The sequence below is a fragment of the Nonomuraea sp. NPDC049714 genome (assembly GCF_044465295.1).
GTDB lineage: Bacteria > Actinomycetota > Actinomycetes > Streptosporangiales > Streptosporangiaceae > Nonomuraea.
Map to the genome: position 1 here is coordinate 46,503 of NZ_JBITLM010000023.1, position 24,033 is coordinate 70,535.

Consider the following 24,033-nt stretch of genomic DNA (forward strand, 5'->3'; position numbering starts at 1 on the left):
GTGCCGAGCACGGCGGCCGGGACCCTATACGTAGTGCCAGCGGGCTTTGGGTGTCTAATCCGACGGTCGCAGGTTCGAATCCTGCAGGGCGCGCTTCTCCACCTGCGGAAACTCACGCCGCGGTCGCGGCCGACGGCGGCATGGGGCAAATATGAGGCAAAGCTGAGTCAGCCGCTGAGCCCACGCCCCAGCTTGGACGCGGCGTTCAGCACCAGCCGGGCCGTTTCCCGAGCGGCTTCGTGGGCCACCTCGGGCAGCACCGAGACGTACGTGTCGGCGGTCAGCACGATGCTGGCATGCCCCAGCATCGCCTGCACCACCTTCAAATCGGTGCGCGCGGCCAGCGCCAGGGTGGCGGCGCCATGCCGCAGATCGTGCAGCCGGATGGGCGGCAGCCCGGAGGCGGCCACCAGCCGGCGGAACCGGCCGGTGAGGTAGTCCGGTCGCAGTGGCTCGCCGTTCGCGGTGGTGAACACGTATCCCGAGTCCTGCCAGCCTGCCTCTTCCGTCGCGCTCAACTCCTCCTGCCGCTCGCGGTGCCAGGTCAGCACCCGCACGGTCTCCGCGTCCAGGGCCACCACCCGGCAGCTGGCGGTGCTCTTCGGCGGGCCGACCACGACCTGGCCGTCGGCGTGCACTCGCTGCTGCGCCACCGTCAGCTCCGCGGCCTGCAGGTCGACGTCGGTCCAGCGCAGCCCGGCCAGCTCGCCCCGGCGCAGGCCGCGTAGCGCGGCCAGCCACCAGGCGGCGTACAGGCCGTCCTGCGCTACGCCGGACAGGAAGGTCGCGAGCTGTTGTTCGGTCCAGACCGCCACCGCCGGGCGTCGGCAGCCGGTCGGCGAGGGGCGGGACGCGAGCGTCGCGAGTAGTCCGTTTACGTCGTGATAGGTGAGTTGGTGGAGCAGGATCCGTCCCAACTGTGGAATGAGGTAGAGGTGGATGTGTGTGGCGTAGCCCTGCCGGGTCGACGGCCGGAGGGCGTCCTTGGTGGCCAGCCAGCGTGCCAGCCATTGCCCGAGGGTGCATCCGGCCCCTGCGCCGTGTCGCGGTCAGCATCGGCCAAAGCTCGGCCTGCCGCTTGCGCTTCCTCGGGGGCGGCGTAACCGCCCCGGCGGACGCGCTGCCGCTGCCCGCCCAGGCCGCGTACCTGCACCGCGAAATACCAGCTGCCATGATCGTCATCTACCAGCAGACACGGACACGTCACGCCTCGCTGACGTCCCGTTTCCGCATCCACGCAGCCGCATCGCCTGCTGACCTGCGGTATCTGCGGCAACCGGACGGTGTAGAGGCTTCTTCTTTCGCTCAGCCATTCACGGTCAATGAAGCGGCCGCTCATGCGCCCGGTGAGGAAGAGATAGATCTCCAGGCAGGCCCGGTCGTGGTCCTCGGGTTCGGTGACCTCGGATCCGGAGCGTACGGCCTCCGGAATGTTCGTGGGCGGCCCGGCTTCCCGGAGGTACGGTTCGACCATGGAGCCGGGTTCGGTGAGGATCTCGCCGTACCAGCGTTGAGTCGCCCAGGCGGTCGTGACGCCGTCGCCGTAGAGGAGATCGTGGACGTAGGCGTCCATGGTGCGGATCTGGAGGAAACGCAGGCCCGCTTCTGTCAGGCCGGTGGTGACCGGGGGTGGGCCGCTGATGGTGAGGGCGTGGGTCCAGCCGTCGGCGTGTGAGATCGTCGAGCGCTCGGCCCGCCTGCGGAGCCTGGTGCACCGCAGCCGCGCCTTGTCGCCGAACCCGAGCACGCCGAACCCGCCTTCCTGGCGGCCCTGGCCGACCCCGGAGCCATCACCGGCCTTTCTCCGCAACAGCAGCAGATCGTCCGGCTCGCCGCCCGCGGGCCGCTGCCCGCCGACGGGTGAGCCAGGATGCCCTGCACGCGAGGGCACAGTGAGATCCGCGGGGTAAAAGGTCTTGGGTCCGATTTGCCAGGACGATAGAGTCTCGCCCTGAAGCAGCGCCATACCGGGGTTGAGGAGGGGTATGTCCAGCACGCCCTTGTCCCTGCCGCAGCCTCCCGCGAAGGCGCCGGAATTCGGGCAAGACGCGCTGATCGCGTGCGAGAGCCTGGTCCGGATCTACCAGTCCGGGTCGATTGAGGTGCAGGCACTGCAGGGGCTGGACCTGGTCGTGGACAGCGGTGAGATGGTGGCCGTCGTCGGCGCGTCCGGGTCGGGGAAGTCGACGTTGCTGTCCATCCTGGCCGGGGTCGACGCACCCACCGCCGGGCGGGTACGGGTCGATCAGTGGAATCTGCTGGACATGTCGCGGGCCGATCGGGTCCGCTACCGGCGGCACACCGTGGGACTCGTACGCCAGCAGACGGCCGCCAACCTCATCCCTTACCTGACCGCGCGGCAGATGGTCGACCTGCCGATGACGGCGGCCCGCACTCCCGGCCGGGTACGCCGCAAGCGTGCTGCCGAGTTGCTGGACCTGCTGGGCGTCGCCGAGTGCGCCGAGCGGCGGCCCGCGGAGCTGTCCGGCGGGCAGCAGATGCGGGTGGCCATCGCGGTGGCCCTCGCCAACGAGCCGAGGGTGCTGCTGGCCGACGAGCCGACCGGGGAACTGGACAGCGCCACCTCGGCCGCGGTGTTCGGGCTGTTGCGGGAGGCCAACCAGCGGCTGGGCGTCACCGTCGTCATCGTGACCCACGATCCCGCGGTCAGTGGGCAGGTGGAGCGGACGGTGGCGATTCGCGACGGGCGCACGAGCAGCGAGGTGTTGCGGCGTACCGCCACCGGAGACGACGGCGCCCAGCAGGTGATCGCCGAGGAATACGCGGTGATGGACCGGGCGGGGCGGATTCAGGTGCCGCGCGACTACCGGGAGGCGCTGGCGTTGACGCGACGGGTCCGGCTGGTGCTGGAGGCCGATCACATCGCGATCCGTCCCGACGGCGGCGGGGCCGGATGAACGGCGGGCCCCTGGTCGGTGTGCGTGGCGTTCATCGCCGGTACGGCAGCGGGGCGACCGCCGTGCACGCGTTGCGGGACGTGACGTTCGAGCTCGCGACCGGCACCATGACCGCCCTGGTCGGGCGGTCCGGCTCCGGCAAGACCACGCTGCTCAACATCATCGGCGGCCTGGACCGCCCGGACTCCGGTACGGTCCACGTCGACGGAACGGACGTCACCGCCCTCGACGAGGACGGCCTGTCCCTGTTACGGCGGGAGAAGGTCTCGTACGTCTTCCAGACCTTCGGCCTGATCCCGGTGTTGTCGGCCGCGGAGAACGTGGGCGCCCCGCTGCGGCTGGCCCGCGTACCTCCGGTGGAGCGTGAGCGGCGGGTCGCGTTGCTGCTGGACCTGGTCGGACTGGCCGCCCATGCCGAACAGCGTCCCGGTGAGCTGTCCGGCGGGCAGCAGCAGCGGGTGGCGATCGCGCGTGCGCTGGCCGCCTCGCCCCGGCTGCTGATCGCGGACGAGCCGACCGGGCAGTTGGACGCCGAGACCGGTCTGTCGGTGATGGCACTGCTGCGCGGGGTGGTGGAGTCGGAGGGGGTGACGGCGCTGGTCTCCACGCATGACCCGACGATGCTCGCGCTGGCGGATCGGGTGATCCGCATCAACGACGGGCGGCTCGACGAGCATCCCGGCATGCGCTCTGATGGGCCGCTCGACGGACGTTCCAACGGCCGGGGCGATTCTTGATCAGTATCAGTAGGAGCTGCCTGTGCTGAGGCTGGTCGCCCGGCGCGCCCGTGCGCAATGGCCCTTGCTGGCAGCACTCCTGGCCGTCGCCGTGGTCGGCCCCACGCTGCTCGGCACCTGCGCCCTCCTGCTCACCCGTACCGCCGAGCAGGCGCTGGAGACCGCTGCCTCTCGCGCCGCCCCCGACCAGATCGACGTCACCGCCTACAGCGTCACCATGCGCGGCGAGCACGCGAGATCCGTCGCCGATGACACCCGCGCCGTGCTGACCTCGGCCCTCGCTCCGTTCGCGACGACGACGGCCGCGCGCGGGGCGTCCGTGATGCGGTCGCTCCCCGGCGCCCGTACTCCGGCTGTGGCGTACCTGTCGGGGGTGGAGGACCTGCCGGCCCGCACCCAACTGGCCGGCGGACGCCTGCCTCGGGCGGGTGCCGCGCCGGCGGAGTCCGTGGTCCTGGAGAGCACCGCGCGGCAACTCGGCCTGACCGTCGGCAGCCGGGTCGGCCTCGGCAGAGAGCTGGCCGACGATCCCGACCAGGGGATCGAGGTGCGCGTGGTCGGGATCGTACGCCCGCTGCCGGGCAGCGGCTGGGAGCGTGACCCGCTCGCCGCCACCGGCTACGATCCGGCCTATCGCGACGGCCGCTCCGCACAGCCGGTGCACGCGTACGGGCCGTTCATCGTCGACCTTGCCGACCTGCTCGGCGGCGGCTCCACCCTCGACCGGCTGGAGATCAACGCCCTCCCCGACCTGTCCGCCCCCTCCCGCCGCGACCTCGACACCGTCACCCAGGCCGTGCTCGGCGCCGACCGCCGGCTGGGGCAGACGCTCGGCGACCGGGTACGCATCCAGCGCGTCGCCTCCCGGCTGCCCTCGACCCTGCTGGCCGCGCACGATCAGCAGCGGGTCACCACGGCTGCCGTGCTCGCCGTCGCCGCCATCGGACTCGTCCTGACCGCGACCGCCCTCGCCCTCGCCGGCCGGCTCAGCGCCGGTGTGCGCAGCGACGAGACCGCCCTGATGTCCGCGCTGGGCGTCGGCCGCGGTCAACTCGCCGGCGCCGCGCTCGCCGAGGCTGGCGCGCTCGCCGTGCTCGCCACCGCGGTCGCGATCCCGGCCTCGTCCGCCCTGCACGCCGGGCTGACCCGGCTGCCGCCCATGGCCGGGGCCGGGCTCGCCACGCCGTTCGGCGTGAACGCCGCACAGGTGGTGTCCGTCGCCGGCGGTGCGCTGGCGCTGGCAGCGGTGCTCGTCGTGCCCTCGCTGCGGACCTCCTCCGCAGGGGTGCGCGGGCGGCGGGAACTGCTCGCCCGCTCCGGCGCCGACCTGCTGCTCGTGGCACTCGCCGCCGTCGGCTGGTGGCAGTTGCGCGATCAGCCGACCGGTTCGGGGTCTCCCATCGACACCGTACGGGTGCTCGCTCCCGCGCTGCTGCTCATCGCCGGATCGGCGGTGACCTTGCGCCTGGTGTGGCCCGCGTTGCGCGTGGTGGAACGGCTGGCCGTCCGGGCTCGCGGGTTGATGGTGCCGCTGGCCGCGTTCGAAGCCGCCCGCAGGCCACAGGCGGTCGCGGCGGGGCTGCTGATCGGGCTGGGCTGCGCGGCGGCCACGTACGGGATCGGGTTCGACGCCACGTGGCAGCGCTCCCAGCAGGACCAGGCCGATCTGTCCGTCGGCACCGATCTCGCGCTCACCCTCAACGCCCCGCCCGCCGCCGGGCAGGGCCGGGTGGTCGGCGCGGCCAGCGGCGGGGAGGTGAGCCCCGCCACCGATCGGGGCATCGCGGTCGGGCAATGGCTCGGCGGTGTCGGTGACCCGCCGCGGCTGATCGCCGTGGACACCACGCGTGCCGAGGCACTGCTGCGCGGGCGGCTGAACGACGGTCGCACCTGGAACGCCGTGGGCGCCGTTCTCGCGCCGCCGACGCGCGCCGCCGGTGTGCCCGTCCCGGCCGGAGCCGCGCTCTCCCTGGCCGGGAAGGCGACCGGTACGACACCGCTCACCGTGACGCCCCGGCTGCTGCTGCAGGATGCGACCGGGCTGCGTACTTCCTGCACCGGCGCGCCCGTTCCGCTCGACGGGCAAGCGCATCCGCTGCCGGACTGCGCGACGGCCGAAGGGCTCCGGCTGGTCGCGGTGTCCCTGCCGTTCGCGATCGCGACGGGGAACGTGGGCACCGGCTACTCCGATGCCCTCACGGAACCCCCGGCGGGCGACAGCCGGGTCGCCGTGACGCTCACCGTGGCGGGAGCGGACTCCGAGGCATCGTCCTGGACCGCCACCTCGGCCGGGCCGGGCCCCGGGCAGCTCGGCAACCCGGCCGTCGCCCTGGCCGGCACCTCGGCGGGCACCGAGCTGAGGATGACCACGACCGTCACGCTGAAGGGCCCGCCGGACGCCGCCAGAACCCTGGTCGCCACCGCCTTCCCGGCCCCGGGACCGGTGCCCGTCGCCGTCTCCGCCCGCTTCGCCGACGAGGTGGGCGCCCGGCGCGGCACCCGGCTCGACCTCACCGTCGGGCTCACCCCCGTACAGGTGAGCGTGGCCGAGGTGCTGCCGGCCGTGCCGTCCGCTCCGGGCGCGGCGGCCATCCTGGCCGACATCGACGTCCTCTCCCGTGCCCTCGCCGTCAGCGGCGACTTCGACGTGCCCGTGGACGCGTGGTGGGTCGGCCATCCCACCGGAGGTGAGGTGGCCGATCTCCGTCTCGGCAGCGTCACCACGCGCGCGTCCGAGACCGCCCGGCTCACCGGCGGCCCGCTGCGGGCCGGGCTGCCGGCCGTGCTCCGGCTGCTCGTACCGGCTGCGGTGCTGCTGATGATCGCCGGAATCGTCCTGCACGTGACGTTCGATCTGCGGGCCCGCGCGGTCGAGGTGGCGCGCCTGCGGGGTCTGGGGATGACCCGGCGCGAGATCCGTGCGGTGCTGCTCGGCCAGCACGTCGGCATCCTGGTGCCGCTGCTCGCCGCGGGCGCGGTCGTCGGCGCGCTGGCCACCCGCCTCGTCGCGCCGCTGCTCGTCCGCTCCGACACCGGCGCCGCTCCCGTTCCCGAGGTGCTGTCCGTCTGGCCGTGGGCCGCCGAGGCCGCCCTGCTCACCGGGCTGCTGGCCGGATGCGCGCTGGCGGTGAGCGCGGTGGTCGTCGTCCAGGCCCGGCTCGCCGACGCCGCGCATCTGCGGGTGGCGTCGTGAGGATCCCGGCACCGCACTGGCCCAGCGTCGCCGGCCGCGCCCGCGCGGACGCCGGGCCGTTGCTCCTGGCCGCTGTCGTGGTGGTGGCCATCACGTTGCTCGCCGGCGCGATGCCGCCGCTCCTGTCCGCGACCGCCGACGCCGCCGTACGGGACGCCGTACGCAGGAGCGACGGCGACCTCCAGGTCCACAGCCGCATGGAAGTCGACAACGGGCCGAACGGCAGCCGCGTCCGGCACCCCCGCCTCGCCGAGGACGTCGACGACTTCCGGGCCAGGGCGACGGACGAGCTCGGCCCCGGCCTGCGCTCCGCCCTGCATCCACCCATCGCCACCGTCATCAGCCCCACCCTCAAGATCACCGACGGCAGCGTGCTGCGGACGTTCCAGCTCGCCTACGTGGCCCGCGACGGCGGGCCCGACGTGACCTGGATCGCGGGCGGCCCGCCCCGGCCCACCGGCTCCGAGACGGCGGCGGTTCCCTACGGTGCGCCGCCGTGGCCGGTGCAGGTGGGCCTGTCGGAGGCGGACGCCGCCGCTCTCCAGCTCCGTCCCGGCGCCCGCCTTCCGCTGGCCGACGACCAGGGTAATGTCAAGAAGGTCCAGGTCAGCGGCATCTTCCGGCCCCGGGACAGCGCCGATCCCGCCTGGCGGCTCCTCCCCTCGCTGCTGAGTCCCGTCGCCGGCGCGGACGGCTGGGGAACCACCCGGTTCGCCGGACTGCTGTCCCGCGACTCGCTGCCCGACGCCCGGCTCGCCTTCGGACAGGACGAGTTGCGGCGTACCGTCTGGTTCACGCCCGACCCGGCCCGGCTCACCTGGGCCGTGGTCCCGTCGGTCGCCGCGAAGGTGGTCGCGCTCAAGGCGGCCTCCGGCTCCTCCGGCGCCCGGGACGGCTCGTTGAAGTGGGAGACCCGGCTCGACGGGGTGTTGCGGAACGTGAGCTCCCAGGTCGAGGCGGCCTCCGCGCAGGCGTCCGTCCTGCTCATCACCCTGCTCGCCGTCGCCGTCCTGGTCCTGCTGCTCGCCGCCGACCTGCTGGTACACCGCCGCGCCCCCGCCCTGGCGGCCGCCCGGCAGAGGGGGATGTCGCTGCCGGTGATCGGTGGCGAGCTGCTGCTCGAATCCGCCGTATCGGCGCTGCTGGCCACGGCGGCCGGGCTCGGCCTGGCCCGGGCCGTCGCGCCGGGGGTCTCCTGGGAGTGGATCGCGCCCGTGGCGGTCACCGCCGTCGCCGCGGGACCGGCGTTCGGCACGCTCACCGCCGCCCGCGCCACCCGGGATCGCCGCGTCCCGGCCAACCGGAGTGCGCGGCGGTGGGCGCGAAACACCGTACGACTGCGGCGGGCCGCTCTGGAGATCGGAGTGCTGGTGGCCGCGTCCGGCTCCGTCGTCGCTCTGTACCAGCGTGGCATCGGTGGCGGGGTGCTGCCCGCGAGCGCGCCCGCCCTCTGCGCGCTCGCGGGCGGGCTCCTGCTGGCGCGGGCGCTGCCCCTCGGGACGCGCTTCGCGCTCAAGCGGCTTCTGCGGTCGCGCCGGCCGCTGGCGGTGTTCGGGGCCGCGAGGGCGGCGGCGACCTCGGCCCGGGTGCTACCGCTGCTGGTGCTCGTGACCTCTGTCGCCCTGGCCTCGTACGCGCTCAGCCTTGGCGCCGCTGTCGGCCACGGGACCGCGGCCGGGCCGCTGGCCGCGGGACTGCTGCGGTTGGCGTGGGTCTCGGCGGTGACCCTGCCGGTTCTGGGCCTTCTGGGACTCGCACTCGGCGCGGCGGCCGGCGCGCCGGAGCGGTGGCAGACTCTGACCCGGCTACGCACCCTCGGGCTGCGGCCCCGGGAGGCTCGCTGGGTCGCGGCCGGGGAACTGCTGCCGCCGGTGGTGGTCGCCGCCGTGGGCGGTCCGCTGCTCGGGGCGGTGCTCGTCCGTCTGACGTTCGGCTCGCTCGACCTGCGCCTGCTCACCGGGGCCGATCCGGCCCCGGTGCCGCCGTGGTGGGGGATCGGCCTGGTGGCGGTCGTGTTCCTGGCGGCGGTCGCCGTCGTGGTGCCCGTCGAATCGGCGCTACGCCGCCGACGACGGCTGAGCGAGGTACTCCGCGCGGGCGGCGGCTGAGCCGGTCGACTGCCGGCGACCATGACGTGTGCCGCTCACCGCCCGCGGATCCCGCCGGCTTCGGGAATGGCCATATCGTGTGGGTGCCAAGAACTCGGCCGCCTTACGCGACCTGCGCATATTCATGGATCAACCCTCCGAGGCGTGTGCGGTGCCAAAACGGCGAATACTGTTGCTGAGCTGGGCGTTCGCAGGGCGACAGGCTGCTCTGCGGTACTCGCTGATCAGCCCAGTGACGGCTCTTCGACGGTGGATCCGGGAGGCCATGTCGATCACCTCGCTGGGATCGTGCAACGGTGGGCGGAGCGAACGGCCCTGATGAGGGCGATGATGGTTGAAATGGCGCTCATACTCGGCCAGGACCGTACGCAGATGCTGCTCACCACAGATGAGCAGGTGGTCGAGGCACTCACGGCGTAGCGTTCCCACGTACCGCTCCGCGAACGCGTTCGCCCGTGGCGACCGTACGGGCGTCTTGATGATCCGCACACCACTGACAGCGAACACCTCATCGAACGATCGAGAGAACTTGCCGTCACGGTCCCGTATGAGAAACCTGAAGGCGCCGGCGCGTTCACCCAGGTCCATCAGCAGTTCCGGGCCTGCTGGGTGGTCCATGCACCGGTCGGGTTGGAGGTGACGCCCAGCACGTGCACACGGCGCGTCTCGATCTCCATGACGAACAAGACGCACAGGCGCTTGAGGAACACGGTGTCGACGTGCATGAAGTCGCACGCCAGGATGCCGGAGGCTTGCGAGGTGAGAACCTGTCGCCAGGTCGGTGAGGTCTGACGTGGCGCTGGGCCCAGGCCGGCCGCGACGAGGATTCGGCGGATGGTGCCTTCGCCGATCCGATGGCCGAGGCCGAGCAGTTCACCCCGGATCCGCCGGTGCCCCCATCGGGAATTCTCTCTGGCCAGCCGGACCACCAGCTCACGCAGCTCGTCCGGTATCGGTGGACGTCCGGCCGTGTTCGGGTAATCCAGCGTTGGCTGACCAGGCGACGGTGCCAGGACAACAAGGTGCCCGGCGTCACGATCCGATGAAGCCGTAGCCGCGTGGGCAGCAGTCGCGCCAGTGCGGCCAGCAGCACCCGGTCGGCCCAGTCCGGTCGCGGCCGGGCGACCTGACGACGCAGGACGGCGACCTGATGACGCAGCACCAAGATCTCCACCTCCTTGGAGGTGTCGCCCCGCGCGCGTAGGGTCAACCAGCCGAACAACCGGACCATCAGCAGATACAGCAGGCGTAGGAACACGTGTGCCGAGGATAGAAGGCCAGATCAGATGCTACGGACGAGTTTTGGCACCTCACAGGCACCGAAGGAGTCGACACCAAGACAAAAATGATCAAGAGGCAGATGTACGGGCGAGCCGGCTGCGCACTCCTCCGCCATCGCATCCTGCTCGGCTAACCACCGTCCGTCACCACCGAAAGTGTGCCAGAGCCGTTTACTGGACACGCCCGTCCGCAGGCATCGATCGCCATCTGCGGGCCCTCTACGGTGCGGTGCCGTGTAGCTCTCGGAGGAGGGAGCCCGGCACTGGCGTGCCGAGCATGTGGCAGACGGCCACCTTTTGGGCGGCGAACTCTACGTTGGTCCAGCGTGTGATCCCGTCGTTGGGTGCGAGGTCGCTGGCCTTGCCAGTGCTGTCGCTGATGGCGGTGCGGCGACCGTCGTCGGATACCGCGGTCGTGCTGTGGTGGCCCTGGGTGTCGCCGCCGTGGCCCCATGCCGTCCCGCAGGGCGTATCAAACTTGATCAGTCCGAGACCGTAGCTGCCCTTGATGGGAAATTCGCGCGGTAGGGCGACGGTGGTCTTCATCTGTTGGAGCTGCGCACGGGAGAAAAGTTCGGCTCTGAGAAGGGCGGAGTAGAAGCGTGATAAGTCGCTGGTGGTGGAGATGACCGCCCCGGCAGCGCCGGCCCAGCCGCCGATGTTCGCACCGGTGTAATCGGTGTACTTCGGGGTGCCTTCGGCGAAGGTGATGGCGTATCCGTGAGCGTATCCTGGGCCGGTGTTGGTGGCCCGCGGGTTGGCGTAGTAGGTGTGCTTGAGGCCGAGCGGGCGGGCGATGCGCTGGCGAATGAGGTCAGCGAGACTCGAGCGGGTCAGCTTCTGCGCGATCATTCCGAGCAGGGTGTAATTCGTGTTCGAGTACGACCAACCCTTGCCGGGGGCGAATGTCGGTGGGTGGGCGAAGGCAGCGGTGAGCAGCTCTCGCTCGGTCCAGTTGTGCTGCGGGTCGTTCTGCATGATGGACAACACCTCGGGGTCGCCGGTGTAGCTGAACAGGCCGCTGGTGTGGTTGAGCAGCATGCGCACGGTGATGTTGTCGCCGTCGGGGACGACGCCGGGCAGGTACGTCGAGACCGGTGAGTCGAGTGTGACCGCCTTCTTGTCGACCAGTTGCAGGATCAGCGTCGCGGTGAATGTCTTGGTGTTGCTGCCGATCTCGAACTGGTCGTCCGCGCGCAGCGCGCGGCCCGTGGCGATGTCGGCGACTCCGACGACGGTGGTGGAAACGCGCCGACCATCGTTGATCCGTGCCAGGTGACCAGGGTTGCCGATGGCCAGCATCTGCTGTGCGACGTCACGCATGGAGCCGTCGGCCGGCGCGGACGCGGCGGTGGTCGGTGGGGCCGGGTGGGGGGTGGCGGCAGCGGAAGCGGCGACGGCAATTCCCGAACTGGCCAGCATCGCCGCCGCGGTTATGGCGACACCCACGGTGCGCCGATTGCTGTGGTGCCTCGTCGTTGAGGCGGTCGGGTAGGTGGGGCTCATGGTCTTGTCTCCTTGATTGACGGCGCGAGGCCCGGAACGCCTCGCCGCTGGTGGGGGGCAAGCCTCTCCCGCGAAGCGTCGTGGTTGAGCCTGCTGTTCTATAAGATGTATAGCAGATATAATAGCTAGCGTGCAGCTGCTACATGACCTCGACAGCGAGACGCCGATCTACCGGCAGATCCGCGACCGCATGGTGGAAGCCATCGCGGACGGGCACCTGGCGGCAGGCGCCGTGTGCCGCTCGAATATTGAGTTACGTGACCTGAGCTGCGGTTAAGCGGCGTCGTGGTATTCGTTGGTCAGGCCTGCAACGACGGGTTTTCGGCGGATGGATCGCAGGTCGTCGAGGTCGGTCACGTCGCGGGAGGGCTGCATTGCAGTGTCCGGAGGTCGTTGTTGCCGGGACTGGTGCGGCCGACGCCGGTTGTAGTGGATCAGGTACTCGTGGAGCACGCGGGCCAGGTGGCGTTCGTTGAGGATCAGGATGCGGTTCAGGAGTTCACGGCGCAGGGTGCCGATGACCCGCTCGCAGATGGCGTTCATCCTCGGCGCCCGCGGCAACGTGGTGATGTCCCGTAACCCCTCAGCTGTGAAGACCTCACGAAAGGCGGAGGTGAAGAACGGGTCTCGATCGTGGATCACGAACCGCAGCCCGGCGGTGCGCTCCCCCAGGTCCATGACCAGGTTGCGAGCCTGCTGCGCCGTCCACGCTCCGGTCGGGCGCGCGGTCACTCCGGCCAGGTGCAGTCGCGGGTGCCGTGCTCGATGAAGACCAGCACGTACAGCCGCTTGAGCAGCACCGTCTCGACCACGAGGAAGTCGCAGGCGATGATCGCGTGGGCTTGGGCGGTCAGGAACTGCCGCCAGGTCGGCCGGGACCGGCGGGGCGCGGGATCGATGCCGGCGGCGTGCAGGATCTCCCACACCGTGGAGGCCGTGATCGAGTACCTCAGCCGAGCCAGCTCGCCCTGGATTCTCCGATGCCCTCAGGTCGGGTTCTCCCGGGCCATTCGCACGATCAGTGCCTTGACCGGCCGGCGAGTGCAAGGGCGTCCTGGGCGTCGCCGGTCGGTGAAGGTCCACTTGCGCGCTACCAGGTCACGGTGCCAGCGCAAGATCGTCGCTGGGTGATCGGGAACACCTCCGCCCATCGGCGGCGGTGGACCAATCGCGACAATGCCGCAAGCCAGAGCCGGTCGGCGTGATCCCACCGCGGTCGACCGTCGAGTCGACGGCGAAGGACCTGGTTCTCCTGACGGAGCACCAGCAGCTCAACGCCCTTGGACAGATCAGAGCGGACCAGCACGGCCAACAGGCCGAACAAGCCGCTCACCAACCGGTAAGCCAGCGACAACAACACCTCGAGATGGTCGCAGCCACCGTCCCGATCGCGCCGCAAAACACCAGCTCACAGTGCGAAACTGTGTTTTCGAGCGGGACAGGGTCAGCAGGGTCTCGATGTGCACGCGGTCGATGGCGCGGGTGCGGTCGGCGGGGCGGGCGCGGCGGCGGATGCGGCACAGCGGATCGCCGGTGAGCCAGCCGTCAAGGAAAATGCATGCCTGCAAAATTGCAGACATGCAGTATAGTTGGGACGTGTTGCTGCGCGAACGGAAGAAGGAACAAACCCGGCAGGCGCTGATAGCTGCGGCTGAACGGCTGTTCGACGAGCAGGGCTACGAGGGCACCACCGTGGAGCAGATCGCCGCCGCGGCGAACGTCTCCACACGTACGTTCTTCACCTACTTCCGCCACAAGGCCGACGTGCTCTACCACAACAGCACCGAGAGCGTCGAGGCAGCCTTGCGGGTGATCGCCTCCCGCGCACCAGACGAGTCTCCGCCCCAGTTGCTCGCCCGCGCCTTCAACCGTCTACTCCAGGACAGCTGGGAGATGGGCATGTACGCCGGCCTCATCGGTCACGCCTTGACGCTGCCCATCGCCTCGCCCAAGGCATCCATCGAACGGTCCAACGCCAGACTGGAGCGGCTCGCCGCGGCCCTGGTGGAGGTCTGCCCGGAGGAGGTGGACCGCGTAGGTTCGTACGCCATGGTCGGGGCCGCGATCGGCGCGGTGAGCGCCGCGGTCGGGGCCGCTCTGGGCGAGGAGCGGACCGACGAGGAGGCGCTGGAGGCCGGCCGGTGCGCTTGCCGGCGTGCCCTGGCCGGCTTCGACCGGAGCCGGGAGGCCGGCTCCGGGGACGACGGACGATCGCCGGGGCCCTAGACCCGCGGCCCATCCAAGGCAGATGGCCTGCCCGTGGCGGGCGGAAGGAGGAAGGATGCGTCATACCGACTGGGGCGTGCTGTCCCCACGGTGGGCCGGGATCCGCAGCGAGGAGATCGACGTCTGCGGCACCAGCGTGCACTATCTCACTGCCGATGTCGGCTGCGACGGCCCCACCCACCTGCTGATCCATCCGATGGCGGGCAGCGCCTCGATGTTGCTGGACCTCATCGCGCCGCTGAGCAGGCTGGGGCCGGTCATCGTCCCCGACCTGCCGGGCACGTTCTTCGGCCACACCGGCTCGCCGCACCCAAGGGCGGCCAAGGCCGAGGTGAACGCGCGTTTTCTGCGGGCCTTCACCGCCCGGCTGGGCCTGCGGGACGCGATCGTCCACGGCTGGTCCATGGGAGGGCTGGTGGCGGTGCTGTTCGCTGCCTCGGTACCGGACCGGGTCGGACGGCTGGTGCTCGCGGCTCCCGCGTTGCCCGGCCCACTGCCCTCCGACGAGGTGCGGTTCTGGCGTACCGCAGGCCCGATGCTGCTGACGGCCGGGCCACCCCTCGTGCGGGTCGTGCTGCGCATGACCGGTCGGCGGCTGCTGGAGATGAAGCTCAGAGCCTCCACCAACCGGAGGGCAGAGGGCCTGGTGGGCGGTGACCTGGCGCGGTTGTCGCCCGAGATGGCCGCGCTGGTGACCGAGGAACTGCGCAGCGCCGATCCGCGGCGCCTCGGCGGCGCTGTCACGGCCTTCGCCTCGGTGCTGTCGCACTTGTTCGTCGACCGCGGCCACGTGTACCGGGCGATCGCCGACGTGCGGGCCCCCGTGCTCCTGCTCTGGGGCGGCCAGGACGGTGTGGTCACCAAGAGCACGATCGACGACCTCGCCGCACGCCGCCCCGACTGGCGGCTACGCGTCTTCGACGCGGTCGGGCATCTTTTGCCGCTGGAAATGCCGCATGCCTACGTCACCGCGGTCAACCAGTGGCTCGTCGAGGATGTCTGCCCGGCATGAGCCCCTGGCCGCTACCGTCCCGGCCCTCGAACCATCGCCGGTCCGGCCACCACGGCAACGTCGGGGTCAGGTAGTGCGAGCCCTGGCGGAACTTGTCCTTGGTGCCGAGATCGGCGGGGTGCAGGGTGACGGTGGCCGTCGAACAGGACCCGAGCCTGGAACCTCCTACGGCCGCCAGCAGACCTGTACCGCGTCAAAACGAGTCACGACGGCTCTGAGCTGTGGTTTGATGGGGCCCGTCTCCGCAGACAAGATCGCGTCTTGTGCTTGTCCGGGAGCTTCGGAACCTGATCATTAGCCTGGCGCGAGAGAACCCCGGATGGGGTCATCGGCGGGTACACGGCGAGTTGGTGCGGCTCGGCTTTCAGGTCAGCGAGGCGACCGTGCGGCGCATCCTGCGCTCGCATCGCTTCGGACCGGCATCCCGGCATCTCCTGGCGGACCTTCTTGCGCTCACAAGCCAAAGGCCTCCTGGCCTGCGACTTCTTCCATGCTGACACGATCTTTCTGAAGCGCTTGTACGTGTTCTTCGTGATGGAGGTTCGCACGCGACACGTGCATGTTCTGGGCGTCACCTTCCACCCGGACAGAGTGTGGACCGCGCAGCAGGCCCGCAATCTCCTGATCTACCTCGGCGAGCGGGCAGGGTCATTCCGCTTCCTCATCCGCGATCGGGACGCCAAGTTCACGACCGTTTTCGACGAGGTGTTCGCCGCCGTTGGCATCACGGTGCTGAAGACACCGCCGCGGTACACCAAGGGCGAACTGCTATGCCGAGCGCTGGATCCGGACATTACGCGCCGAGTGCACCGACCGCATGCTGATCTACGGTGAACATCATCTGCGCTCGGTCCTGAACGAATATCTCGATCACTACAACGGTCATCGGCCGCATCAGGCTCGTGGACAACTGCCGCCCGATCAAGATGAGCATGTCGTGGTGCCGATGGAAGGCCGGATCGAACGTCACAAGATACTCGGAGGAGCGATCAGCGAGTACCACCGAGCCGCCTAGCTCGACTGGTGAAACCCCAGATCAGACCCTACGCGCGAGTTTTGACGCGCTACAAGGTCAGCAACGACGGATCGAACCCCTGGTCATACAGGCCGAGCCCGCAGGCGGCCTTCCACCGCAGATCGAACCGCAGCTGCGACCGCCTCCTCATCCGACAGACCGTGCAGCGCTTGCAGCACCACTACCGTGGCCAGCAGCCCCGGCGGCACTGACGGACGTCCGTTGACCGGCGCGTACATGTGCTTCTAATCCGACGGTCGCAGGTTCGAATCCTGCAGGGCGCGCTTTGATCATGGCTTTGACCTGCAGAAACGCGTGTCGCTGCGGGCTTACGAGACATAGTATGCCCGAAGACGCCGACCCTTCATCGTCCCGGGCGCCACCGAGCACGGCGTGACGCTGGAGCCGCGGCCACCACGCCAGGCCAGGCCGAGGCGGCGCGGCGCGCCGTCGGTCACGCCCTCAGGGCGCTCTACAACCCCGCGCAGGTCGACGTGCTCCGTCGAGCACACCTGCTCCACGAGGCCGACGACGACGGTGCCGACACCGGCGACGAAGCCCCATGACCCCGAGGCCGCCGGTTCAGGGCAGGATGATCGCGAGCGCCGTGCGCGCGTCGGCGAGGCCGGTCGGTTCGAGGTGGAGGCGGGTGGCGACGGCTGCTGGCCGCCAAGATCCGCCATGGACTCGCCCACACCGCCAGGCGGGTCGACTACACCTACCGCAGGCCGTCGCGCAGGGCCGCCGCCCCTGCCCGGCGTCGTGCTGCCCAGCCTGCACCGGCCGCTGCCCGCCGTGAGCGTGGTGATCGACGCCTCGGGCTCGGTGACCGACGTGTCACTCGCGGAAGGCCCGGTAGCGGTCCAGTGCTTCCTCGAGATACGCCCGAAGGTAATCCTCGGCCGGAAGAACCTTGGCGGGCCACGTGTCATCATCCTCGGAATCCCAGCGGCGCCATGGTGCGCGTGACAGGTAGGTGAGGCCGTCCGGCCGATCGATGCCATCGGGCGGGTCAACATGGACGATGAGGCCCGAGTTGAGAAGCACCACTGGTTGCGGGTGGGCCTGATGGTCCAAGGACGGTGCCGTCCAGCAGGCCGATACGGCTGGCCGTGCCGATCGCGGTAACGGGCGAATCGGGTAAAACGAGTAGCCGGCTCAAGGAGTATCAGGGGCTCCGCGAGGTTCCCGACGTCGTTCTCGAAATGCACTTCACCCCGACCGGCTCCTCCTGGATCAACCAGGTCGAGCGCTGGTTCGGCTACCTGATCGACCAGCTCATCCGCCGAGGAGCGCACAAGAGCGTCCACTCGCTGGAGGACGACATCCGCGCCTGGATGGACCGCTGGAGCGCCGATCCCAAGCCCTTCGTCTGGACCAAGACCGCCGACGAGATCCTCCGATCCCTCGCCCAATATTGGCGACGAATTTCAGGCGGATGACACTAGAGAAACGCCCTCCAGGCGGCCACACCCATGTCCGCCCAGCTCACACCCCGGATTCGGACCTCCAGGCCGCTGAATTACGCGGAACGCGAGGCACTGTGGTGCCGTCTTTGTTTTTCCGGGTCGCTGTCCTTGACGAACATGTCACCAGACCGTAGCAGCGTGTGTGCATGTCGTGACGGGTCTATCGGCGAAGCCCTGCCACCAGGGCTTTCCGCCGTTTCCACCAGGCCGCACCGCGCTGACCTGCGAGTTCAGGCCCGAACATGCCCTGGATCACGAATTGGCCGCGGAACGCGGGGCTCAGTGTTCGCCTATTTCCTCCAGTTTCTTGACCACCTCAGCCGCCTGCGCGCCGTCACCGTCCTCCTCGAACAGTTGTACCGCCTCCACCAACGCCTGGCGAGCCTCCTCGACCCGGCCCAGCTCCAGCAGCGCGATGCCCAGGCCGCGCTGGGTGTAGGCCAGGGCAGGGGGAACGGAGTGGGTGCGTAGCACGGGCACCGCCTGCTGGAAGGCGTCGACCGCCTCCGCCCAGCGTTCGAGCGCGACGTAGGTGAGGCCGAGATGGCCCAGGGCGGCCCCGATACTGAAGTTGACGATGGCCGGGGAACCGCCGTAGGAGGGGTCACGCAGCGTGGTCACCAGCGCCAGATTGCGCCGCAAGGCTTCCTCCGCCTGGCCCGCCCGTCGCAGGGTGAGGATGTGGACCATCATGGCCTGGGGATAGCCTTCCAGGTCCCCGGCCTGCAGGAGGAGGTCGGGCGCTCGCTGGTTGTAGTCCAGCTCGCGCTCGAGTTTCGCCGGATCGCCATAGTCAGGCCAGCCGGCGTAGAACAGCGCCCACCCCTGCTGGCGAAGGTCACCGACCTCGCCGGCCAGTTCGAACGCCCGCAACGCGGTCGCCTCCCCCTCCTCCATCCGCCCATCGCATACCGACAGAGCCCAGGACAGATAGTTGAGATGCACCGCCTCCTGCAGCCGGTCCCCCATGGCCCGTGCCGCGTCGGAGGACAGCTCGAACACCTCGCGCCAATGCCCCCACCTCCTCCACTGGTCGGAGAACCAGTGCATGGACTCGGCCACCTCGACCACCGTCGCGTGCTCGTGACGCCGGGCCGCCGAGCGCAGCGCCTCCAGCCAGGCCGTGCCCTCCGCCTGCAACCAATCGCTCGCCGCCTTCCGGCTGTCGAGCGTGACCAGGGAACGCCACTCCGACGGCGGCGCGCCGTACTCGGGCTCGAACCAGCGCCCGGCGACCACCGCGACCTCCAGCAGCCAGTCCTCCATGCGGCGGCGCGTCCGCTCCCGCGCATCGACCGGCTCCTCCTGCTCCAACTGGGCACGGGCATACAACCGGACCAGGTCGTGGAAGACGTAGCGGCCGACGTACGGCGAGGTCAGCAGCCCCAGCTCGACCAGCTCTTCCAACGCGTCCTCGGCCTCGAACAGATCCGCCTGAACCACAACCGCGGCCAGCGGTATGCCGAAGTCCGATCCGGCCGCCAGCGCCAGCCGCTGGAACGCGACCCGCGCCATCCCGGACACCTGCTGATACGACAACGCGAACGCCGCGGCGACAGCCAGGTCACCTACCGCCAGGGCCTCCAACCGGCGTCCCTCGTCCTGCAGGCGCCCGGCGAGCTGGCCGATCGTCCGGCCCGGCCGGCTCTGCAACCGGTTCCCGGCGATCCGCACCGCCAGCGGCAGATTCCCGCACAGCCGGACCAGCTCGGCCGTGCCGTCCGGGTCCGCCGCGGTCCGCTGTTTCCCCACGATGGCTTCCAGCAGCGCGGCGGCCTCCCGGTCGGAAAGCTCCGTCAACGGGACCTGCCGCACTCCTTCCAGCCCGGCCAGCGATCGCCGGCTCGTGATGATCGTCATCCCCGGGCCGGACGCCGGCAGCAACGGCCGCACCTGCCCCTCATCGGCGGCGTTGTCCAGCACGATCAGACATCGGCGATCATTCAGCAGCGCCCGGTACAGCCCGGCCCGCTCCTCCTCGTCGCCCGGAATCCGCTGCTCGGCCACGCCCAAGGCCTTCAACAGCCGCGACAGCACCAAGCCCGGGGCCGGCGGAGCGCTGTCCATGCCCCGCAGGTCCACGTAGAAACGACCGTCCGGGAACGACTCGGCCAGGAGCCGGGCGGCGTGCACGGCCAAGGCGGTCTTCCCGATCCCGGCGGTGCCGGAAATGGTGGCCACCACCGCGGCCGCCCCGGCCTCGGCCTGCCCAGCCAGCTGCCGCAACAGCTCCAGCTCCCGCGTCCGGCCGGTGAAATCACCCGCTTCACGCGGCAGCTCACACGCTCCGGGCAGCGGGCCGCTCGGTCGCGGCCGGCCCGCCCGCGCGGCCTCGACCAGCTCCGCCCGCCGGCCGTCGTCCAGCCGCAACGCTTCGGCCAGCGCCTCCACCGTGCGCCGTTGCGGACCGCGGCTGACACCACGCTCCATGTCACCGATGGCCCGCACGCTCACACCGGACGCGTGCGACAGTTCCTCGATCGTCAACTGCGCGGCTTGCCGCGAGCTTCGTAAAAGCAGGCCGAACGAGCTGCTCATTCATCCTCCTTGAAAACCGCCCGCGATCGGGCGGCGAGACGGGGTAGGTCGCGGCACGGGGCTCGGCGGACGCGCACCGGTGCGGCTACCAGATCTGATCGCGGGCGCGGACCAGCATCCCGTTGACGGCGACCCGCCGCTCCCGCGTGACGATATAGCTGATCGCGTCCGCGACGTCCTCCGGCCGTAACCCTTCGATGCCGTCGATCGGCCTCCGGGTCGCATCCCCGGCGGAGTCCCCGAGACGGTTCTCCTGTGCGTCGTCCACCGCGCCTGGCTCCACCAAGCTGACCCGGACGCGTTCGCGGAGCAGCTCCTGGCGAAGCGACTCGGTGAACACGTTCAGGCCGGACTTGGTCAGGCCGTAGACGCTGCTCTCCGCCCGGGCGACGCGCCCGGCCACCGAGCCGACGTTCACCAGATCCGCCACCTGCCGGGGGGACGTCGTCGCCGCGTAGATCAGGTGCGGCACAGCGGCGTGCGTGACGTGTACCAGACCCGCCACGTTGAGCGAGATCATCCGATCCCACTCCTCGACGGTGGCGTGCAGTGCTGAGCCGAACAGCATGATTTCAGCGTTGTTGACCAGGATGTCCAGGCGCCCGAATCGATCCAGCGTGTCCTGCACCATGTCGTCGGCACGGTCGGCTTCGGTGATGTCGGCCTCCAGCGCGACCGCCTCTCCGCCCTGCCGTGCGATGTCGCTCGCGACCTGCGTCACGCGGTCGCGCCGGTGGGCGACCAGGGTGACCGCCGCGCCTTCACCTGCGAGGCGGCGCGCGGTCGCGGCGCCGATTCCGCTGCCGGCACCGGTGACGAGCGCGACGGCTCCGGCCAACGGCTGATTGTGCATGACTGCCTCATTCCCCTCGGTCGAGGGCGACGCGAAAACGAGCGTCGCCGCAGCTCGCTTGTCGATGAGCCGCGTTCCGCCCCCGGCCCGGCTGACGTCCGAGGGCGACGCCATGACGACTTCGAGGTGCATGCCCGTGACCGCCCCTCCCGTACTCGGACGACACGCCGATGCTCGCGTGGTGGGTTGCCGTATCGCACCACGGAAAGTCACTGGTCTGACGAGACCAGGGTGTCGGGGACGGCCGCTCGCCCGGGCAGCGGGCGAGCTACCGCGTCGACGGCGGCGGGCAACTCATGCCCGCGGGTTCACCGCGTACCGGGTTCGTACGCGCCGCTGGACAGCGCGTCGCCGACCTGCCTTCGGGAGGTGACCTCGAGTTTGGCGAAGATCTTGCGAAGGTGCCATTCGACCGTGCGCGGGCTCAGGAAGAGACGGGCCGCGATCTCCGGGTTGGACAGGCCGTCGCGCACGAGCAGGGCGATCTGCCTCTCCTGCGCCGTCAGCTCCGCACTGGCCGGCTCCTCGCTTCTGCGCGCGCGCCGGATGTTCTCGCCTGCGGCCTGGAGCTCGCGGCGGGCGCGCTCGGCGAAGGCCCCCATGCCGATCGACTCGAACATCTCGTAGGCCGTCAGCAGGTGGACGCGTGCCTCGGCGCGCCGGCCGCCACGGCGCAGCCACTCGCCATACAGCAGGTGGGCGCGGGCGAGTTCGGGACGCAGGACGGTGCGTCCCAAGCGCTCGATCGCCTCGCGGTACAGGTCGCCGGCGGCCGCGTCGTCGTCGCTCACCAGCGCGCGGCAGCGAGCCAGGATTCCCTGGGCCCAGTCGGTGTCGCACGGTTCCGCCGCGTCCGCCAGACCTTCGAGCGCCCCGCGGGCGGCGATGGTGTCCCCGACACGGGACGCCGCCTCGACGAGCTCGGGCAGCGCCCATTGGGAGACGATCAGATTGGCGCTCTGGGTGGTGGCCTGAGCGGCCGACAGCGCGAGCCCATGGCTGGCGAGGCCGTTGTGGAGGATCGCGGTCGCCCAGTGCGCCGACGCGACGCCGTTCAGCTGGCCGCTGGCGCCGGCCTCTTCGATCGTGGCGTCGATCAGCGCCGCGGCCTCGGCCTCTCTACCCTGCATCGCCGTCAGCAGGAGCTGGGTGTGCTGCGTCATCGGCACGCCCGTCACTTCGGCGACGGCTTCGGACTCGGCGACGAGCGCGGCCGCGGCGGCGAAGTCACCGCTCAGCGAGATCGGTACCCCCAACGAGTGGAGATAGAGGGGAAGCTCGGACAGTGCGCCGGCCGCGCGCACCGCCTCCAGTGCCCTGGTGGGCGTGTCGGTCATGATCTGGTCCTCCCACAGGAGCGCGCTCACGCCGCAGGCCGCCCAGCCCCATTTCAGCAGGTCCTGCACGGGATGGTCCGCGATCGCGGTCTTCGCCCGCCGCAACGTGGGAAGCGCGGCGCTCCGGCCGTCGGTGATGAGCAGCGCGTAGCCCTCCAGCACGAGGTCGAGGGCGCCCGGAGGACCTTCCGGCGCGGCCAGGTCCCGCATCGCCCGGGAGATGGCCAGGAGGCTGTCCCGGTTCGCGGCACCGAACGACGCCGAAGCCCAGGCGATGAAGTACGTCTCCCGCGCCAGGTCCATGTCGAAGGGCTCCAGCCGCTGCGCGGCCGTCAGCAGCATCACCGGCGCCTCGTTGTTGAACCCGGTCGCGAACGTGATGTGACTGCGTACCAGGTGGGCTCGCGCGCGCTGGAACTCGTTCTGGGCGTCGCGGTCGGCGAGGTCGGCGAACTCGAGCGCGGCGGTGATGTCCCCGGCCCGCAGGCCGGCGTCGGCGGCCATCAGGGCGCGTTCCGCGCGCCGCGAGGTGTCGATGGTCAGCGCCATGGACCGCTGCAGGAAGGCGGCCGCGGCGGCCAGCCCCCCGCGTGCCTGCGCCCGGCCGGCGGAGAGTTCGAGCTCAGCGGCGACGTTCTCGTCGGGCACGGTCGTCGCGGCCGCGAGGTGCCAGGCGCGGCGGTCGGGGTCGGTGTGGGCGTCCGTGACCTCCGCCAGCGCGAAATGCACCGCCTGGCGGTCCGCCGGCTTCGCCGACCTGTACACGGCCGAGCGCACCAGCGGGTGACGGAAGGTCACCCGGACGTCGAACTCCAGCAGCCCGCCCGTCCCGCTTGCCAGGACCGTCGCCGGTTCGACACCGAGCCGTTCGGCGGCACGCCACACCAACGACGGATCGCCGACCGGCTCGGCGGCGGCGACCACCAGGAGCAGCCGGGCCTGCTCGGGCAGGGCCTCGATCCGGTCGAGGAAGCTCTGCTCGATCCTGCCGGGCAGCCTGTCGGCGTCCAGGAGGCCGAATCCACCCGCCACCTGGGTCATGGTCAGCTCGCGTGGCAGTTCCAGCAGGGCGAGCGGGTTGCCCCTGGTCTCGGCCACGAACCGGTCGCGGATGTGGCGATCGATCCTGCCGGGCGTCACCGAGTCGAGCAGCGCGTGCGCGTCCGCGGCCTTCAGCCCGGTGACCTCCATCCCCGGTAGTCCGCGCAGGTCCTGGGGCCACTGGCGCGAGCCGAAGACGAGGGCGACCGACTCGGCCAGCAGCCGCCGGGCCACGAAGCCGAGAACCTGCGCCGAGGCTCGGTCCATCCACTGGGCGTCATCGACCACGCACAGCAAGGGAGCGCTCTGGGAGGCGTCCGACAGCAGGCTCAGCACGGCCAGGCCGACCAGGAAGCGCTCGGGCGGAGTCCCCCCACGCATCCCGAACACGGTCTCCAGAGCGTGGCGCTGCGGCGTGGGCAGGCTCTCCAGCCGGTCCAGCAGCGGGGCGCATAACTGGTGCAGGGTGGCGAAGGCCAGCTCCATCTCGGACTCGACACCGGCCGCGCGCAGCACCCGCAGACCTCTCGCCGCGCGCTCCGCGTACTGCAGCAGCGCCGACTTCCCCACTCCAGGCGCACCGTGCACCACGAGCACGCGGCTCTCCCCCGTGCGGACGGCCGTGATCAGCTCGTCGAGTACGGCGCACTCAGTCCCCCGCCCGAGCAGCCCGGCACCCTGCTTGCGTTGGTGCACGTTTTCCCCCGCCTTCAGCCCGATCGCACGAATCTGAATACACCCAAGACCCGTGCCAGGCCAAGTGCTGCCCGGGCCCACGCGGCTGACTTTTGCCCTGATCC

At 70.6% G+C, this 24,033-nt stretch carries 23 protein-coding genes and 1 pseudogene; 11 read left to right on the forward strand and 13 right to left on the reverse strand.

From position 1 onward, the window contains the following. Positions 1-167: 167 nt before the first annotated feature. Positions 168-815, reverse strand: coding sequence for a site-specific integrase (locus ACIBQX_RS48495; protein ID WP_397017217.1), 648 nt, complete (start codon positions 813-815; stop codon positions 168-170). Positions 816-874: 59 nt separating this feature from the next. After that, on the reverse strand, positions 875-1,996 hold the full coding sequence (locus tag ACIBQX_RS48500; protein WP_397017219.1) for a hypothetical protein: 1,122 nt from the start codon (positions 1,994-1,996) through the stop codon (positions 875-877). Here ACIBQX_RS48500 and ACIBQX_RS48505 point away from each other — a divergent pair. Genes ACIBQX_RS48505 through ACIBQX_RS48520 form a run of 4 tightly spaced genes read left to right on the forward strand, consistent with a single transcriptional unit; the run spans position 1,986 to position 8,956 of the window. Further along, a complete protein-coding gene (locus ACIBQX_RS48505) occupies positions 1,986-2,918 on the forward strand; it encodes an ABC transporter ATP-binding protein (protein ID WP_397017221.1) in 933 nt (310 codons plus the stop codon). The two genes, ACIBQX_RS48500 and ACIBQX_RS48505, sit on opposite strands and share 11 nt — an antisense overlap. Then, a complete protein-coding gene (locus tag ACIBQX_RS48510) occupies positions 2,915-3,655 on the forward strand; it encodes an ABC transporter ATP-binding protein (protein ID WP_397017223.1) in 741 nt (246 codons plus the stop codon). The genes ACIBQX_RS48505 and ACIBQX_RS48510 overlap by 4 nt, the downstream gene beginning before the upstream one ends. A gap of 22 nt (positions 3,656-3,677) precedes the next feature. After that, a complete protein-coding gene (locus tag ACIBQX_RS48515; RefSeq protein ID WP_397017225.1) occupies positions 3,678-6,848 on the forward strand; it encodes an FtsX-like permease family protein in 3,171 nt (1,056 codons plus the stop codon). After that, complete coding sequence (locus ACIBQX_RS48520) at positions 6,845-8,956, forward strand: FtsX-like permease family protein (protein WP_397017227.1); 2,112 nt, start codon at positions 6,845-6,847, stop codon at positions 8,954-8,956. The genes ACIBQX_RS48515 and ACIBQX_RS48520 overlap by 4 nt, the downstream gene beginning before the upstream one ends. Before the next feature lie 129 nt (positions 8,957-9,085). On the opposite strand, the gene ACIBQX_RS48525 is transcribed toward ACIBQX_RS48520, so the two are convergent. The 3 genes from ACIBQX_RS48525 to ACIBQX_RS48535 all read right to left on the reverse strand — a co-directional run bounded on the left by ACIBQX_RS48525 (position 9,086) and on the right by ACIBQX_RS48535 (position 11,742). Next, entirely contained in the window at positions 9,086-9,544 is a 459-nt protein-coding gene (locus ACIBQX_RS48525; RefSeq protein ID WP_397017229.1) for an integrase core domain-containing protein, read from the reverse strand. Next, positions 9,544-10,242, reverse strand: coding sequence for a helix-turn-helix domain-containing protein (locus ACIBQX_RS48530; protein WP_397017321.1), 699 nt, complete (start codon positions 10,240-10,242; stop codon positions 9,544-9,546). The genes ACIBQX_RS48525 and ACIBQX_RS48530 overlap by 1 nt, the downstream gene beginning before the upstream one ends. A 213-nt stretch (positions 10,243-10,455) precedes the next feature. Beyond that, positions 10,456-11,742: a serine hydrolase domain-containing protein gene (locus ACIBQX_RS48535; RefSeq protein ID WP_397017231.1), complete on the reverse strand. Its 1,287-nt coding sequence runs from the start codon at positions 11,740-11,742 to the stop codon at positions 10,456-10,458. Positions 11,743-11,872: 130 nt separating this feature from the next. Here ACIBQX_RS48535 and ACIBQX_RS48540 point away from each other — a divergent pair, with 130 nt between their 5' ends. After that, on the forward strand, positions 11,873-12,019 hold the full coding sequence (locus ACIBQX_RS48540) for a hypothetical protein (protein ID WP_397017233.1): 147 nt from the start codon (positions 11,873-11,875) through the stop codon (positions 12,017-12,019). On the opposite strand, the gene ACIBQX_RS48545 is transcribed toward ACIBQX_RS48540, so the two are convergent. The 3 genes from ACIBQX_RS48545 to ACIBQX_RS48555 form a co-directional block, all read right to left on the reverse strand. After that, positions 12,016-12,474 (reverse strand): integrase core domain-containing protein, encoded by a 459-nt coding sequence (locus ACIBQX_RS48545; RefSeq protein WP_397017235.1) that lies wholly within the window; start codon positions 12,472-12,474, stop codon positions 12,016-12,018. The two genes, ACIBQX_RS48540 and ACIBQX_RS48545, sit on opposite strands and share 4 nt — an antisense overlap. After that, positions 12,471-12,668 carry a hypothetical protein gene (locus ACIBQX_RS48550; protein ID WP_397017237.1) on the reverse strand — a complete coding sequence of 66 codons (198 nt, stop codon included), beginning with the start codon at positions 12,666-12,668 and terminating at the stop codon, positions 12,471-12,473. The genes ACIBQX_RS48545 and ACIBQX_RS48550 overlap by 4 nt, the downstream gene beginning before the upstream one ends. 164 nt (positions 12,669-12,832) lie before the next feature. Further along, complete coding sequence (locus tag ACIBQX_RS48555) at positions 12,833-13,102, reverse strand: hypothetical protein (RefSeq protein WP_397017239.1); 270 nt, start codon at positions 13,100-13,102, stop codon at positions 12,833-12,835. Between the two features lie 218 nt (positions 13,103-13,320). On the opposite strand from ACIBQX_RS48555, the gene ACIBQX_RS48560 reads away from it, so the two are divergent. From ACIBQX_RS48560 to ACIBQX_RS48580, 5 genes are all read left to right on the forward strand, one after another. Continuing rightward, on the forward strand, positions 13,321-13,968 hold the full coding sequence (locus ACIBQX_RS48560) for a TetR/AcrR family transcriptional regulator (RefSeq protein ID WP_397017241.1): 648 nt from the start codon (positions 13,321-13,323) through the stop codon (positions 13,966-13,968). Between the two features lie 55 nt (positions 13,969-14,023). Further along, positions 14,024-14,980: an alpha/beta fold hydrolase gene (locus tag ACIBQX_RS48565; RefSeq protein WP_397017243.1), complete on the forward strand. Its 957-nt coding sequence runs from the start codon at positions 14,024-14,026 to the stop codon at positions 14,978-14,980. 263 nt (positions 14,981-15,243) lie between these two features. Continuing rightward, on the forward strand, positions 15,244-15,477 hold the full coding sequence (locus ACIBQX_RS48570) for an IS3 family transposase (RefSeq protein ID WP_397017245.1): 234 nt from the start codon (positions 15,244-15,246) through the stop codon (positions 15,475-15,477). Further along, positions 15,428-15,814 carry a hypothetical protein gene (locus ACIBQX_RS48575; protein WP_397017329.1) on the forward strand — a complete coding sequence of 129 codons (387 nt, stop codon included), beginning with the start codon at positions 15,428-15,430 and terminating at the stop codon, positions 15,812-15,814. The genes ACIBQX_RS48570 and ACIBQX_RS48575 overlap by 50 nt, the downstream gene beginning before the upstream one ends. Then, positions 15,765-15,995: an integrase core domain-containing protein gene (locus ACIBQX_RS48580; RefSeq protein WP_397017323.1), complete on the forward strand. Its 231-nt coding sequence runs from the start codon at positions 15,765-15,767 to the stop codon at positions 15,993-15,995. Before ACIBQX_RS48575 ends, ACIBQX_RS48580 begins: the two co-directional genes overlap by 50 nt. A 55-nt stretch (positions 15,996-16,050) precedes the next feature. Here the strand turns inward: ACIBQX_RS48580 and ACIBQX_RS48585 are convergent. Continuing rightward, a pseudogene (locus ACIBQX_RS48585) lies at positions 16,051-16,216 on the reverse strand (transposase); the annotation flags it as partial. 616 nt (positions 16,217-16,832) lie between these two features. Next, positions 16,833-17,045: a hypothetical protein gene (locus tag ACIBQX_RS48590; RefSeq protein WP_397017247.1), complete on the reverse strand. Its 213-nt coding sequence runs from the start codon at positions 17,043-17,045 to the stop codon at positions 16,833-16,835. A gap of 155 nt (positions 17,046-17,200) precedes the next feature. Here ACIBQX_RS48590 and ACIBQX_RS48595 point away from each other — a divergent pair, with 155 nt between their 5' ends. After that, positions 17,201-17,437, forward strand: coding sequence for a hypothetical protein (locus tag ACIBQX_RS48595; protein WP_397017249.1), 237 nt, complete (start codon positions 17,201-17,203; stop codon positions 17,435-17,437). A gap of 306 nt (positions 17,438-17,743) precedes the next feature. On the opposite strand, the gene ACIBQX_RS48600 is transcribed toward ACIBQX_RS48595, so the two are convergent. The 3 genes from ACIBQX_RS48600 to ACIBQX_RS48610 form a co-directional block, all read right to left on the reverse strand. Beyond that, a complete protein-coding gene (locus tag ACIBQX_RS48600; RefSeq protein WP_397017251.1) occupies positions 17,744-20,002 on the reverse strand; it encodes an NB-ARC domain-containing protein in 2,259 nt (752 codons plus the stop codon). Positions 20,003-20,087: 85 nt separating this feature from the next. After that, complete coding sequence (locus ACIBQX_RS48605) at positions 20,088-20,987, reverse strand: SDR family NAD(P)-dependent oxidoreductase (RefSeq protein ID WP_397017253.1); 900 nt, start codon at positions 20,985-20,987, stop codon at positions 20,088-20,090. Between the two features lie 176 nt (positions 20,988-21,163). Continuing rightward, a complete protein-coding gene (locus ACIBQX_RS48610) occupies positions 21,164-23,929 on the reverse strand; it encodes an AAA family ATPase (protein WP_397017255.1) in 2,766 nt (921 codons plus the stop codon). Between the last annotated feature and the right edge of the window lie 104 nt (positions 23,930-24,033).